Genomic DNA, 13,157 nt, shown 5'->3' on the forward strand with positions numbered 1-13,157 from the left:
CCAGTCGTATGTCTTTCGAGTTGCTGGCCACTGACGGCAAAGCACGTCGCGGTCGTTTGACCTTTCCTCGGGGTGTGGTCGAAACCCCTGCTTTCATGCCGGTCGGTACTTACGGCACGGTCAAAGGCATGCTACCTCGGGATATCGAAGCGACTGGCGCGCAGATCATCCTCGGTAATACGTTCCACTTGTGGCTGCGTCCCGGGACTGAAGTGATCAAGCGTCACGGCGACCTGCACGATTTCATGCAGTGGAGCGGGCCGATTCTCACTGACTCCGGTGGTTTTCAGGTGTTCAGCCTGGGCGCCATGCGCAAAATCAAGGAGGAGGGAGTGACCTTCGCCTCTCCGGTCGATGGCGCCAAGGTGTTCATGGGGCCGGAAGAGTCGATGCAGGTTCAGCGTGATCTGGGCTCTGACATCGTGATGATTTTCGACGAGTGCACGCCATACCCGGCTGATGAAGACGTTGCGCGGGTCTCCATGGAGCTGTCGTTACGTTGGGCCAAACGCTCGAAAATCGCCCACGGCGAAAACACGGCGGCGCTGTTTGGTATCGTTCAGGGCGGCATGCACCAGGATTTGCGCATGCGCTCGCTGGAAGGCCTGGATCAGATCGGTTTCGACGGTCTGGCTATCGGCGGTCTGTCGGTCGGTGAGCCCAAGCACGAGATGATCAAGGTGCTGGACTACTTGCCGGGCATGATGCCGGCTGACAAACCTCGTTACTTGATGGGCGTGGGCAAGCCAGAAGATCTGGTTGAAGGTGTGCGCCGCGGTATCGATATGTTCGATTGCGTGATGCCAACCCGCAACGCGCGCAACGGCCATTTGTTCATTGATACGGGTGTGTTGAAAATCCGTAACGCGTTCCATCGTCATGACGATTCGTCACTGGATCCGACCTGCGATTGCTATACCTGCAAGAACTTCTCGCGTGCGTATCTGCATCATCTGGATAAGTGCGGGGAAATGCTGGGGAGCATGCTCAATACCATTCACAATTTGCGGCATTACCAAGTGCTTATGGCTGGTTTGCGCGAGTCTATTCAACAAGGTACATTGGCCGCCTTTGTCGATGCCTTCTATGCCAAACGCGGGCTTCCAACGCCGCCTTTGGATTGATTGAGTACTGAGTTTTCTACCCTCTTAACAAAATTTTGCAATTGGAGTGCTAAATGAGCTTTTTTATCCCTACCGCTTTCGCGGACGCTGCTGCACCTGCCGCCGGTCCTGCTGGTTCGGGCTTTGAATGGATTTTCCTGGTCGGCTTCCTGGTCATCTTCTATCTGATGATCTGGCGTCCACAGGCCAAGCGCGCGAAAGAACAGAAAAACCTGCTGGGCAACCTGCAAAAAGGTGACGAAGTTGTCACTTCCGGTGGTATTGCGGGCAAGATCAACAAAGTGACCGACGACTTCGTGGTCATCGAAGTGTCTGACACCGTTGAACTGAAAATCCAAAAGGCCGCTATCGCTGCCACGCTGCCTAAGGGCACCTTGAAAGCGATCTAAGTTTCAGTCTTTTACCAATCGACGGGGCGCGCAAGGCGCCCCGCGTTATAAGCGGGCGGCGTGATGCTGAACAAATACCCTCTGTGGAAATACGTACTGATCCTGGCGGTGCTGGTGGTCGGTTTTATTTATTCCGCACCCAATCTCTACCCTGACGATCCGGCCATTCAAATCAGTGGCGCAAGCACTGCGTTGCAGGTGAACCAGGCTGACCTGGATCGTGTGAGCCGAGCGCTTACCGATGCGGGCATTACGGTCAAAGGCTCCACCCTGGCCGAGAAGGGCAAGGGCGGTTTGTTGCGTCTGACCAAGCAAGAAGACCAGTTGCCAGCGAAGGACGTCGTGCGCAAGGCTTTGGGTGACGACTATGTCGTTGCGTTGAACCTGGCTCCGACCACGCCGAAGTGGTTGCGCAGCATTGGTGCAAGCCCGATGAAGATGGGTCTGGACTTGTCCGGTGGTGTGCACTTCCTGCTGGAAGTGGACATGGATAAGGCTCTGGATGCGCGCCTTAAGGTGTATGAAGGCGAAGTCAAATCCCTGTTGCGTAAAGAGCGTGTGCGTTATCGCAGCCTGCCGCAACTCGACGGTGGTATCCAGCTTGGTTTCAGCGATGCAGACTCTCGCGAACAAGCGCGTACCCTGATCCGCAAGAGCTTCAACGATTTTGACGTGACCACCAGCGAGCGCGGCGGTTTGTCCGTGCTGCGTCTGGCGATGACTCCGGCCAAGCTGGCCGAGATTCGTGAATACTCAATCAAGCAGAACTTGACCACGGTACGTAACCGAGTCAACGAACTGGGTGTCGCCGAGCCTTTGGTTCAGCGTCAGGGCGCCAACCGTATCGTGGTTGAGCTGCCGGGCGTGCAGGACACCGCTGAAGCCAAGCGTATTCTGGGCAAGACTGCCAACCTGGAGTTCCGTCTAGGCGCAGGTCCTGAAGATTCGAAAGCCACTACCGAGATGTTCGAGTTTCGTGAGGGCGGTCGTCCTGCGGCACCGGTCGAGCGTGGGCTGATCATCACGGGTGACCAGGTGACCGATGCCAAGGCCGGCTTCGACGAACACGGTCGTCCGCAAGTGAACATCCGTCTGGATGGTCATGGTGGCGAGCTGATGAGTCGTTCGACTCGCAGTAACGTGGGTCGCAGCATGGCGGTGATCTTCATCGAGCAGAAGCCGACGACGACCTACGTCAAGCAGATGGTCAACGGTGTCGAGAAAGACGTGCCGGTCCAGACCTTCAAGGAAGAGAAGAAGATCATCAGCCTGGCGACCATCCAGTCGCCGCTGGGTAGCCAGTTCCGTATCACTGGCCTGAACGGTCAGGGTGAGGCGTCCGAGCTTGCGCTGCTGTTGCGTGCCGGTGGTCTGGCTGCGCCGATGTACTTCGCTGAAGAACGTACCATCGGTCCGAGCCTGGGTGCTGACAACATCACCAAGGGTATCGATGCATCGCTGTGGGGCATGTTGTTTGTGTCGCTGTTCATCATGGCGATCTACCGTTTCTTCGGCGTCATCGCCACCGTCGCACTGGCCGTGAACATGGTCATGCTGCTGGCACTGATGTCCTTGCTGGGTGCAACGCTGACCCTGCCGGGTATCGCCGGTATCGTTCTGACGATGGGTATGGCGGTCGACGCCAACGTACTGATCTTCTCGCGGATACGTGAAGAGATCGCTGCGGGCATGACGGTGCAGCGGGCAATCAATGAAGGCTTCGGCCGGGCATTCACCGCGATCCTCGACGCCAACCTGACAACACTGTTGGTCGGCGGCATTCTCTTTGCGATGGGCACAGGCCCTGTCAAAGGCTTTGCGGTGACCATGTCGCTCGGGATCTTTACCTCGATGTTCACGGCCATCATGGTGACCCGCGCAATGGTCAACCTGATCTTCGGCGGACGTGACTTCAAGAAGTTGTGGATTTAAGGGGCTGCCATGTTACGTACGATTAACTTTATGGGCGTTCGCAATGTTGCGTTCGCCTTTACCATGTTCCTTACCGCGCTGGCGTTGTTTAGCTGCTTCCACAAAGGGCTTAACTACGGTCTGGACTTCACCGGCGGTACGCTCATCGAGCTGACTTACGAGCATCCGGCTGATCTTGGTAAGGTGCGTGAGGAACTGGTTACTGCCGGTTACCACGATGCCGTTGTGCAGAGCTTCGGTGCTACCACCGATTTGCTGGTGCGTATGCCGGGCGAAGATCCGCAGTTGGGTACTCAGGTTGCGGAAGCCTTGCGCAAAGGCGGCGCGGATAACCCGGTCACCGTCAAGCGCGTCGAGTTCGTTGGCCCGCAAGTCGGTGAAGAACTGCGCGATCAGGGCGGCCTCGGCATGCTGATGGCGCTGGGCGGGGTATTGATTTACCTGGCCTTTCGCTTCCAGTGGAAATTCGCGGTCGGTGCAATCGTCTCCCTGATTCACGACGTGATCGTCACCATCGGGATCCTGTCGTTCTTCCAGGTGACCTTTGACCTCACGGTGCTTGCGGCTGTGTTGGCGATCATCGGTTACTCGTTGAACGATACGATTGTGGTCTTCGACCGGGTCCGGGAAAACTTCCGGATACTGCGCAAGGCGTCGTTGATTGAAAACATCAACATCTCCACTACGCAAACCCTGTTGCGGACCATGGCGACCTCGATTTCCACCTTGCTGGCAATCGTGGCGTTGTGGGTTTTCGGTGGCGACAGCCTGCACGGGTTCTCCGTCGCATTGTTCATTGGTGTACTGGCGGGTACTTACTCCTCCATCTACATCGCTAACGTGGTGTTGATCTGGCTGAACCTGAGCACTGAGGATCTGATTCCTCCTGTTGTGGCTGACAAGGTTGATGAGCGTCCGTAAAGCCTGAATGCTTTACCGGTTTGGACCCAGAAGGGCGTGAGTGTTGAACTCACGCCCTTTTTCGTACTCCAAGGCTGGGAGTAGCGTGGGAAATTTCGCGCGAGGTTACCAGGAGGTTCAAGTGAACAAGTCGTTGCTAATTGGTGCGGTGTTGGGGGCTGTCGGCGTGACCGCTGGCGGTGCTGTCGCCACGTATAACTTGGTGAAAAGCGGCCCTGAGTATGCAGAGGTGTTGGGTGTGCAACCCATCAAGGAGCAGGTCAAGACCCCGCGTGAAGTGTGCAAAGACGTAGCGGTCACCCGTCAGGCGCCCGTCAAGGATCAGCATCAGATCATGGGTAGCGTGCTGGGTGCCGTGGCCGGTGGCTTGCTTGGCAATCAGGTGGGTGGCGGTAACGGCAAAAAAATCGCGACGGTCGCCGGTGCGGTGGGCGGTGGTTACGCGGGCAACAAAGTTCAGGAAGGTATGCAGAACAGAGATACATACACCACGACTCAGACCCGCTGCAATACGGTCAATGACATCAGCGACAAGGTCGTGGGTTATGACGTGAAATACAAACTGAACGACAAGGTCGGTCAGGTGCGTATGGACCGTGATCCGGGTAACCAGATTCCGGTCAACAAAGAAGGTCAGCTGGTATTGGGTCAAGGCGCTCAGTAAGACGCGTCAGAATCGGCATCAAAGAAAAGCACCTTCGGGTGCTTTTTTTGTTTGTGCGGGGCATAAAAAAACCGGCGAACGCCGGTTTTTATTGTCGACCCTGAGGCTTAGCGCTTCAGCGAGGCCGGCAGGTGCGGTGCGATCGAGGTCAGTACCGCTTTGAAGCACTTGGTGTTGCCTGCAACGATATGACCTTTTTCAAGGAACTCGTGACCGCCGGTGAAATCGCTCACCAGGCCGCCAGCTTCTTGAATCAGTAGTGCGCCCGCGGCCATGTCCCACTCGGACAGGCCCGACTCCCAGTACGCATCGAAACGACCGGCAGCTACATAGGCGAGGTCGAGGCTGGCGGCGCCTGCACGGCGAATGCCGGCGGTCTGACCGACCAGGCTGCGGAACATGCCCAGGTAGTTTTCCAGGTTGTCCATTTGCCCTTCGCGGAACGGAAAGCCGGTACCCAGCAGGGCGCCTTCGAGGCTTTTACGCTGGCTTACGCGCAGACGGCGACCGTTAAGCGCGGCACCACGGCCACGGCTGGCGGTGAATTCTTCCTGACGGACCGGGTCGAGAACCACGGCATGTTCAAGACGGCCGCGGTATTTGCAGGCGATGCTGACAGCGAAGTGTGGAACACCGCGTACGAAGTTGGTGGTGCCATCAAGCGGGTCGATGATCCACAGGTATTCTGTGCCTTCGCCGCTGCCTTCGTGCATGCCGCTTTCTTCGCCAAGGATGCCGTGGGTCGGATAAGCTTTGCGCAGGGCGGCAATGATGTTGTGCTCGGCAGCCCGATCGATTTCAGTGACGTAATCCTTCGCGTCTTTTTCGTCGACCTTGATGGTATCCAAGCGCTCGATGGAGCGGAAAATCAATTCACTGGCGCTGCGGGCGGCGCGCAGCGCGATATTCAGCATGGGCTGCATGGACGTTTCACCTAGGTCGTTAAAGAAAGCCGAACATTGTAGGGCGTAGCATCAATTATTTCCAGCCTGCATAGCGTCCATAGCGTTAATGGGGGTGGTTCTGTAAGATTTGCTCCCCTTTCTCCCGTCTGTGAGAACTTGCATTGCTGCAAAATATTCGTGTTGTCCTGGTCGGTACCAGTCACCCCGGTAATATCGGTGGAGCTGCTCGTGCCATGAAAAACATGGGGCTTTCACGCCTGGTGCTGGTCGATCCACTGGTTTTCCCTAACCATGAGGCTGATGCGCGGGCCTCTGGCGCAAGCGATATCCTGGAAAACGCGCAGGTCGTCGCGACCCTGGAAGACGCGCTGGTCGGCTGCAATCTGGTGCTGGGCACCAGTGCGCGTGATCGGCGAATCCCCTGGCCGCTGCTTGATCCGCGTGAGTGTGGGGTGATGGCGTCCGAGCAGGCGGCGCAGGGCGCGGAAGTGGCGCTGGTGTTCGGTCGTGAATATGCCGGCCTGACCAACGAAGAGCTGCAGCGATGTCACTATCACATCCACATCCCCTCGGACCCTGAGTTCAGTTCGCTCAATCTGGCGGCAGCGGTGCAGGTGCTGGCCTATGAGGTACGGATGTCCTGGCTCGCAGCGCAAGGGCAGCCGACCAAGGTCGAAAAGGTCGAAGTGGCCTCTGCGCGCAGTGTGGAAGAAGTCACCATGGATGAGATGGAGCTGTTTTACGGCCATCTCCAGTCCACGCTGGTCGATATCGGTTTTCTCGACACGGAAAACCCGCGTCACCTGATGGCACGCTTGCGTCGCCTGTTCGGTCGTCGCGCGGTGTACCGGTCAGAGATGAATATTTTGCGGGGCATTCTTACCGAGACGCAGAAAGTGGCGCGCGGCGAGCCTCATAAACTGAAGGATCAATGATGTTCGAGCGTTTGCGAGAAGATATTCAAAGTGTGTTCCATCGCGATCCGGCTGCGCGCAACGCCTTTGAGGTGCTGACCTGCTATCCCGGCATGCACGCAATCTGGCTGCATCGTGTGTCGCATTACCTGTGGACCCTTGACTGGAAGTGGCTGGCGCGCGTGGTGTCCAATTTCGGTCGCTGGTTGACCGGCATTGAGATTCATCCGGGAGCAACGATTGGGCGGCGCTTCTTCATCGATCACGGAATGGGCATCGTGATCGGCGAAACCGCGGAAATCGGCGACGACGTGACGCTCTATCAGGGTGTCACCCTGGGTGGAACCAGCTGGAATAAAGGCAAGCGCCATCCGACACTCGAGTCGGGCGTGGTTGTCGGGGCGGGTGCCAAGGTGTTGGGGCCGTTCACGGTCGGTGCGGGTGCCAAGGTTGGCTCCAATGCGGTGGTCACCAAGGCGGTGCCGGCCGGTGCCACTGTCGTGGGTATTCCAGGGCGGATCATCATAAAGTCCGACGACGACGTGGAAGCCAAACGTAAAGCCATCGCCGAAAAGCTCGGTTTCGATGCCTATGGGGTCAGCGAAGATATGCCTGATCCGGTGGCGCGGGCGATCGGTCAGCTGCTCGACCATCTGCAAGCGGTCGATGCCAGGCTGGAAGGTATGTGTGGCGCGCTTAACGCGTTGGGCAGTGATTACTGCGCCAAAGAGCTGCCAGCGTTGCGCGACGAGGTGTTTGATTGCGTGAAAGACGGCGGCGAAACCAAGGCCGGCTGACGGGTGGGCCGGACTCGCCGGTACTAGACCTAAGGGGTGTGCCAATGCACCCCGGCGTTTGTTATGATGTCGCCGTTGTTTGCGGGTAATCCCGACTGATTTACTCGGTCTTATAGTTGACTTAAATACTCGGGAATAGCATACTCGCACTCATTCCGAACCTCCGTGGTACATGCCATGCGACTGACTACAAAAGGCCGATACGCTGTAACCGCCATGCTTGACCTGGCATTACATGCGCAGCACGGGCCAGTGTCTCTGGCCGATATCTCCGAGCGGCAAGGCATCTCCCTGTCTTATCTCGAGCAACTGTTCGCCAAGCTGCGTCGCAGTAATCTGGTGTCGAGCGTGCGGGGGCCTGGTGGTGGTTACCAACTGGCCCGTGACATGCAGGGCATTCAGGTCGCGCAGGTGATCGACGCGGTCAACGAGTCGGTCGATGCAACACGTTGCCAGGGTCTGGGTGATTGCCATGCGGGCGATACCTGCCTGACTCACCACTTGTGGTGTGACCTGAGTTCGCAGATTCACGATTTTCTTAGCGGTATAAGCCTGGCTGACCTTGTAACTCGCCGTGAGGTACAAGAGGTCGCTCAGCGCCAGGATTTGCGTCGAAATACATGCAGAACGCCCCAGCTGGATAAGATTGAAACGTCCGCCGTCGAATGAACGCAGATGAATGCGCGGCGCGCCTGCCTGATAGGAGATATTCAATGAAATTGCCGATTTACCTCGATTACTCCGCGACTACCCCGGTCGATCCGCGCGTCGCGCAGAAAATGAGTGAATGCCTGCTGGTTGACGGAAACTTCGGTAACCCGGCATCGCGTTCCCACGTCTTTGGCTGGAAAGCTGAAGAGGCAGTGGAGAACGCTCGCCGTCAGGTCGCTGATCTGGTGAACGCTGATCCGCGTGAAATCGTCTGGACCTCTGGTGCTACCGAGTCCGACAACCTTGCGATCAAAGGCGCTGCGCATTTTTACGCCAGCAAGGGTAAGCACCTGATCACCAACAAGATCGAACACAAAGCGGTCCTGGACACCATGCGCCAATTGGAGCGTGAAGGTTTCGAAGTGACGTATATCGAGCCTGGTGAAGACGGTCTGATCACGCCTGCAATGGTTGAAGCGGCTTTGCGCGAAGACACCATTCTGGTCTCGATCATGCATGTCAACAACGAAATCGGCACTATCAACGACATCGCAGCCATCGGTGAACTGACCCGTTCGCGTGGTGTGTTGTTCCACGTCGATGCGGCCCAGTCCACAGGTAAAGTCGAGATCGACCTGGCCAACCTCAAGGTTGACCTGATGTCTTTCTCGGCCCACAAAACCTATGGTCCTAAAGGTATTGGTGCGCTCTACGTGAGCCGCAAACCGCGCGTTCGCATTGAAGCGACCATGCACGGTGGCGGACATGAGCGTGGCATGCGTTCGGGGACATTGGCGACTCACCAGATCGTTGGTATGGGCGAAGCGTTCCGTGTTGCCAAAGAAGACATGGCGTCTGAAAACGTACGCATCAAGGCCCTGAGCGCTCGCTTCCTCAAGCAGGTTGAAGGTCTGGAAGAGCTGTACATCAACGGCAGCATGATTTTCCGTGTACCGCACAACCTGAACCTGAGCTTCAACTACGTCGAAGGCGAGTCGTTGATCATGGCGCTCAAGGATCTGGCGGTTTCGTCCGGTTCCGCTTGTACCTCGGCTTCGCTGGAGCCGTCCTACGTCCTGCGCGCCCTGGGCCGCAACGATGAATTGGCGCACAGCTCGATTCGCTTCACCTTCGGCCGTTTCACCACCGAAGAAGAAATCGATTACGCCGCGCAGAAAGTCTGCGAGGCCGTTACCAAGCTGCGCGCTTTGTCGCCGCTGTGGGATATGTACAAAGACGGTATCGATATCTCCAAGATCGAGTGGGCTGCGCACTAATTAAGTCGCCTGCAAGAGCGGCTACCTGATGAGAGAGGATTAGCACCATGGCATACAGCGAAAAGGTCATTGACCACTACGAAAACCCGCGTAACGTCGGCAAGATGGACGCGGAAGATCCTGATGTTGGCACCGGTATGGTCGGCGCGCCGGCATGCGGCGACGTAATGCGCCTGCAAATCAAGGTCAACGAACACGGCATCATCGAAGACGCCAAGTTCAAGACCTACGGTTGCGGTTCGGCTATCGCCTCCAGCTCCCTGGCGACCGAGTGGATGAAAGGCAAGACTCTGGATGAAGCAGAGACCATCAAGAACACTCAACTGGCTGAAGAGCTGGCGTTGCCTCCAGTGAAGATCCACTGCTCGGTACTCGCAGAAGACGCTATCAAGGCGGCTGTTCGCGATTACAAGCAAAAGAAAGGCTTGCTCTGAACAGAGCCTTTTTTAACGAAGCTTGATTCAAGTAAGGAGTTTCGATGGCTATCAGCATGACAGAAGCTGCTGCTCAACACGTACGTCGCTCCCTCGAAGGTCGCGGCAAAGGTGACGGTGTTCGCCTAGGTGTTCGCACCACGGGCTGTTCCGGTCTGGCCTACGTGCTGGAGTTCGTCGATGAGGCGGGCAGCGAAGACACGGTGTTCGAGTTGCACGGCGTCAAAGTGATCATCGATCCGAAAAGCATGGTCTACCTCGACGGTACAGAGCTCGATTTCGTCAAGGAAGGGTTGAACGAAGGCTTCAAGTTCAACAACCCGAACGCGCGCGGTGAATGTGGCTGCGGCGAAAGCTTCAATATCTGAGGCTGATCGTGGGTATTCCTTGTCATTTCGCCTTATTCGAGCTCAAGCCAAGTTTCCGTTTGGATCTCGATCAGTTGGCGACGCGCTACCGTGAGTTGGCGCGCGGCGTACATCCAGACCGTTTTGCTGATGCTTCCGAGCGTGAGCAGCGGCTGGCGCTAGAACACACTGCCAGTCTCAACGAGGCCTACCAGACGCTCAAGAACGCTCCCAAACGGGCGCGTTATTTGTTGACGCTGGGGGGTAACGAGTTGCCGTTGGAAGTTACCGTGCAAGACCCCGAGTTCCTCATGCAGCAGATGCAATGGCGTGAAGAGCTTGAGGATTTGCAGGAGGATGCCGACCTGGCGGGTGTTGCGGTATTCAAGCGCCGGCTCAAAGTCGCTCAGGATGAACTGAACGAAAGCTTCGCTGCCTGTTGGGATGATGCTGCGCAACGTGAATTGGCCGAACGGCTGATGCGACGTATGCAGTTCCTCGACAAGCTCACCTACGAAGTGCGCCAGCTTGAAGAGCGCCTCGACGATTAACCCCGTGCTGCCCTGGCCGCACGCCTGTGAATTTCGATAAGTATGGCCCTACTGCAGATCGCCGAACCCGGCCAAAGTCCCCAACCACATCAGCGCCGTCTGGCGGTTGGGATCGACTTGGGCACTACCAATTCGCTGGTCGCTGCATTGCGCAGTGGACTTTCCGAGCCGCTGGCCGATGGCGAAGGGCAGGTCATCTTGCCGTCCGTCGTTCGCTACCACGCTGATCGGGTCGAAGTAGGGCAGAGCGCCAAAAGCGCCGCCGCTATTGATCCGTTCAACACCGTATTGTCAGTCAAACGACTGATGGGGCGTGGCCTGTCCGACGTCAAACAGCTCGGTGAGCAACTGCCTTACCGATTTGTTGACGGCGAGTCTCACATGCCGTTCATCGACACCATTCAAGGGCCGAAAAGTCCGGTGCAGGTGTCGGCTGAAATTCTCAAGGTTCTGCGTCAGCGTGCTGAAGAGTCCTTGGGCGGCGAGTTGGTGGGGGCGGTGATTACCGTTCCGGCCTATTTCGACGACGCCCAGCGTCAGGCCACCAAAGATGCGGCTCGGTTGGCGGGTCTTAACGTTCTGCGTTTGCTCAATGAGCCTACCGCTGCGGCGGTGGCTTATGGTCTGGATCAACACGCTGAAGGCGTGGTTGCTATTTATGACCTGGGCGGCGGTACGTTCGATATTTCCATATTGCGTCTGACAGGCGGCGTTTTTGAAGTTTTGGCAACCGGTGGCGATACGGCACTGGGTGGTGATGACTTCGATCATGCGATCGCCAGTTGGATCGTGAGCGAAGCCGGTCTTTCTGCCGACCTCGATCCGTCTGCGCAGCGCAGCCTGCTGCAAACCGCTTGCGCGGCCAAAGAAGCGTTGACTGAAGTCGATTCGGTCGAAGTCGTGCATGGCGATTGGCATTCTGTGCTGACCCGGCAAGCTTTCGATGCTCTGCTTGAGCCCATGCTAGCGCGCAGCCTTAAAGCCTGTCGGCGCGCGGTACGCGATGCCGGCATCGAGATTGAAGAAGTTGAGGCCGTGGTCATGGTCGGCGGTTCGACCCGTGTGCCGCGAGTGCGAGAAGCTGTCGCCGAACTGTTCGGTCGTCAACCACTGACCAAGATCGATCCGGATCAAGTGGTGGCCATTGGCGCTGCGATCCAGGCTGATACGCTGGCAGGCAACAAGCGTGACGGTGAAGAGCTGTTGCTGCTTGATGTGATTCCGCTGTCTCTGGGTTTGGAAACCATGGGTGGGTTGATGGAGAAGGTGATTCCACGAAACACCACCATTCCCGTCGCTCGCGCTCAGGATTTCACCACCTATAAAGACGGCCAGTCAGCCATGATGATTCATGTGCTGCAGGGCGAGCGGGAACTGATCAGCGATTGCCGCTCCCTGGCTAGGTTCGAGCTGCGAGGCATACCACCGATGGTTGCTGGCGCCGCGAAAATTCGCGTCACGTTCCAAGTCGATGCGGATGGCTTGCTCAACGTTGCGGCCCGTGAGCTGGGTTCGGGTATCGAGTCGAGTATCCAAGTCAAGCCATCCTATGGCCTGACCGACGGCGAAATTTCCCGCATGCTCAAGGACTCGTTCCAGCACGCCAGTGATGACAAAGTCGCTCGTGTACTGCGCGAACAGCAAGTCGACGCCCAGCGTCTGCTCGAAGCGGTGCAGGGTGCGCTGGATGTGGACGGTGAGCGCTTGCTCGACGCTGAAGAGCGGATGGTGATCGAGTTGCAGATGAAAGAATTGAGTGAATTGATGCAGGGCACTGATGGTCCTGCCATCGAGCTGCAGACCAAGCGTCTGTCGCAGGTGACCGATGCATTTGCTGCCCGACGCCTGGATTCGACGGTGAAAGCCGCGCTGGCGGGACGCAACCTGAATGAAATTGAGGGATAACTGATGCCGCAGATCATTTTTCTGCCACATGCCGTGCTGTGCCCGGAAGGTCTGGTTGTCGAGGTCGCGCCCGGTACCTCCATTCTCGACGTGGCCCATGATAACCATATCGAGATCGAGAGCGCCTGTGGCGGCGTCTGCGCCTGCACCACGTGTCATTGCATCATTCGTGAGGGCTTTGACTCGCTGAATGAGGCTGACGAACTGGAGGAGGATTTGCTCGACAAGGCCTGGGGGCTGGAGGCGCAATCGCGCTTGTCCTGCCAGGCGATTGTCGGCAATGAAGACCTGACCATCGAAATACCTAAATACACGATCAACCATGCGGCTGAAGCGCCGCACTGAT

At 57.2% G+C, this 13,157-nt stretch carries 15 protein-coding genes; 14 read left to right on the forward strand and 1 reads right to left on the reverse strand.

Features of this window, described 5'->3' with window-relative positions:
- Nucleotides 1–8: 8 nt before the first annotated feature.
- The 5 genes from tgt to RGU44_RS00675 all read left to right on the forward strand — a co-directional run bounded on the left by tgt (nucleotide 9) and on the right by RGU44_RS00675 (nucleotide 5,030).
- Complete coding sequence (gene tgt, locus RGU44_RS00655) at nucleotides 9–1,124, forward strand: tRNA guanosine(34) transglycosylase Tgt (protein ID WP_219061312.1); 1,116 nt, start codon at nucleotides 9–11, stop codon at nucleotides 1,122–1,124.
- Between the two features lie 53 nt (nucleotides 1,125–1,177).
- Nucleotides 1,178–1,513: a preprotein translocase subunit YajC gene (gene yajC, locus RGU44_RS00660; RefSeq protein WP_219061116.1), complete on the forward strand. Its 336-nt coding sequence runs from the start codon at nucleotides 1,178–1,180 to the stop codon at nucleotides 1,511–1,513.
- A gap of 63 nt (nucleotides 1,514–1,576) precedes the next feature.
- Nucleotides 1,577–3,445, forward strand: a complete 1,869-nt coding sequence (gene secD / locus RGU44_RS00665) for a protein translocase subunit SecD (RefSeq protein WP_322178123.1) — start codon at nucleotides 1,577–1,579, stop codon at nucleotides 3,443–3,445.
- A 9-nt stretch (nucleotides 3,446–3,454) separates the two neighbouring features.
- Nucleotides 3,455–4,366: a protein translocase subunit SecF gene (gene secF, locus RGU44_RS00670; RefSeq protein ID WP_322178124.1), complete on the forward strand. Its 912-nt coding sequence runs from the start codon at nucleotides 3,455–3,457 to the stop codon at nucleotides 4,364–4,366.
- A 121-nt stretch (nucleotides 4,367–4,487) separates the two neighbouring features.
- Nucleotides 4,488–5,030 carry a glycine zipper 2TM domain-containing protein gene (locus RGU44_RS00675; RefSeq protein WP_219061119.1) on the forward strand — a complete coding sequence of 181 codons (543 nt, stop codon included), beginning with the start codon at nucleotides 4,488–4,490 and terminating at the stop codon, nucleotides 5,028–5,030.
- A 107-nt stretch (nucleotides 5,031–5,137) separates the two neighbouring features.
- Here the strand turns inward: RGU44_RS00675 and suhB are convergent, their stop codons facing one another.
- A complete protein-coding gene (gene suhB / locus RGU44_RS00680; protein ID WP_322178125.1) occupies nucleotides 5,138–5,953 on the reverse strand; it encodes an inositol-phosphate phosphatase in 816 nt (271 codons plus the stop codon).
- Between the two features lie 143 nt (nucleotides 5,954–6,096).
- Here suhB and trmJ point away from each other — a divergent pair, with 143 nt between their 5' ends.
- The 9 genes from trmJ to fdx all read left to right on the forward strand — a co-directional run bounded on the left by trmJ (nucleotide 6,097) and on the right by fdx (nucleotide 13,156).
- Nucleotides 6,097–6,870: a tRNA (cytosine(32)/uridine(32)-2'-O)-methyltransferase TrmJ gene (gene trmJ, locus RGU44_RS00685; protein WP_322178126.1), complete on the forward strand. Its 774-nt coding sequence runs from the start codon at nucleotides 6,097–6,099 to the stop codon at nucleotides 6,868–6,870.
- Nucleotides 6,870–7,646: a serine O-acetyltransferase gene (gene cysE, locus RGU44_RS00690; protein WP_322215208.1), complete on the forward strand. Its 777-nt coding sequence runs from the start codon at nucleotides 6,870–6,872 to the stop codon at nucleotides 7,644–7,646. Before trmJ ends, cysE begins: the two co-directional genes overlap by 1 nt.
- A gap of 177 nt (nucleotides 7,647–7,823) precedes the next feature.
- Nucleotides 7,824–8,315, forward strand: a complete 492-nt coding sequence (gene iscR / locus RGU44_RS00695) for a Fe-S cluster assembly transcriptional regulator IscR (protein WP_322178128.1) — start codon at nucleotides 7,824–7,826, stop codon at nucleotides 8,313–8,315.
- 44 nt (nucleotides 8,316–8,359) lie between these two features.
- Complete coding sequence (locus RGU44_RS00700) at nucleotides 8,360–9,574, forward strand: IscS subfamily cysteine desulfurase (protein WP_322215210.1); 1,215 nt, start codon at nucleotides 8,360–8,362, stop codon at nucleotides 9,572–9,574.
- 47 nt (nucleotides 9,575–9,621) lie between these two features.
- Nucleotides 9,622–10,008 (forward strand): Fe-S cluster assembly scaffold IscU, encoded by a 387-nt coding sequence (gene iscU, locus RGU44_RS00705; RefSeq protein WP_219061125.1) that lies wholly within the window; start codon nucleotides 9,622–9,624, stop codon nucleotides 10,006–10,008.
- Nucleotides 10,009–10,052: 44 nt separating this feature from the next.
- Nucleotides 10,053–10,376 carry an iron-sulfur cluster assembly protein IscA gene (gene iscA, locus RGU44_RS00710; protein ID WP_322178130.1) on the forward strand — a complete coding sequence of 108 codons (324 nt, stop codon included), beginning with the start codon at nucleotides 10,053–10,055 and terminating at the stop codon, nucleotides 10,374–10,376.
- A gap of 8 nt (nucleotides 10,377–10,384) precedes the next feature.
- Complete coding sequence (hscB, locus tag RGU44_RS00715; protein ID WP_322178131.1) at nucleotides 10,385–10,906, forward strand: co-chaperone HscB; 522 nt, start codon at nucleotides 10,385–10,387, stop codon at nucleotides 10,904–10,906.
- A gap of 42 nt (nucleotides 10,907–10,948) precedes the next feature.
- The gene (gene hscA, locus RGU44_RS00720) at nucleotides 10,949–12,811 is read left to right on the forward strand and encodes a Fe-S protein assembly chaperone HscA (RefSeq protein ID WP_322215212.1); all 1,863 of its coding nucleotides are present in this window, start codon (nucleotides 10,949–10,951) and stop codon (nucleotides 12,809–12,811) included.
- 3 nt (nucleotides 12,812–12,814) lie between these two features.
- Entirely contained in the window at nucleotides 12,815–13,156 is a 342-nt protein-coding gene (gene fdx / locus RGU44_RS00725; protein ID WP_219061129.1) for an ISC system 2Fe-2S type ferredoxin, read from the forward strand.
- The last annotated feature ends 1 nt before the right edge of the window (nucleotide 13,157 follow it).

Origin of the sequence: Pseudomonas sp. 5C2 (assembly GCF_034314155.1) — a bacterium.
GTDB lineage: Bacteria > Pseudomonadota > Gammaproteobacteria > Pseudomonadales > Pseudomonadaceae > Aquipseudomonas.

Excerpts from the sequence above, each read along its gene's own strand:
- tgt (WP_219061312.1), top strand. The coding sequence starts at position 9 with ATGTCTTTCGAGTTGCTGGCCACTGACGGCAAAGCACGTCGCGGTCGT.
- yajC (WP_219061116.1), top strand. The coding sequence starts at position 1,178 with ATGAGCTTTTTTATCCCTACCGCTTTCGCGGACGCTGCTGCACCTGCC.
- secD (WP_322178123.1), top strand. The coding sequence starts at position 1,577 with ATGCTGAACAAATACCCTCTGTGGAAATACGTACTGATCCTGGCGGTG.
- secF (WP_322178124.1), top strand. The coding sequence starts at position 3,455 with ATGTTACGTACGATTAACTTTATGGGCGTTCGCAATGTTGCGTTCGCC.
- suhB (WP_322178125.1), bottom strand. The coding sequence starts at position 5,953 with ATGCAGCCCATGCTGAATATCGCGCTGCGCGCCGCCCGCAGCGCCAGT.
- cysE (WP_322215208.1), top strand. The coding sequence starts at position 6,870 with ATGTTCGAGCGTTTGCGAGAAGATATTCAAAGTGTGTTCCATCGCGAT.
- iscR (WP_322178128.1), top strand. The coding sequence starts at position 7,824 with ATGCGACTGACTACAAAAGGCCGATACGCTGTAACCGCCATGCTTGAC.
- RGU44_RS00700 (WP_322215210.1), top strand. The coding sequence starts at position 8,360 with ATGAAATTGCCGATTTACCTCGATTACTCCGCGACTACCCCGGTCGAT.
- iscU (WP_219061125.1), top strand. The coding sequence starts at position 9,622 with ATGGCATACAGCGAAAAGGTCATTGACCACTACGAAAACCCGCGTAAC.
- iscA (WP_322178130.1), top strand. The coding sequence starts at position 10,053 with ATGGCTATCAGCATGACAGAAGCTGCTGCTCAACACGTACGTCGCTCC.
- hscA (WP_322215212.1), top strand. The coding sequence starts at position 10,949 with ATGGCCCTACTGCAGATCGCCGAACCCGGCCAAAGTCCCCAACCACAT.
- fdx (WP_219061129.1), top strand. The coding sequence starts at position 12,815 with ATGCCGCAGATCATTTTTCTGCCACATGCCGTGCTGTGCCCGGAAGGT.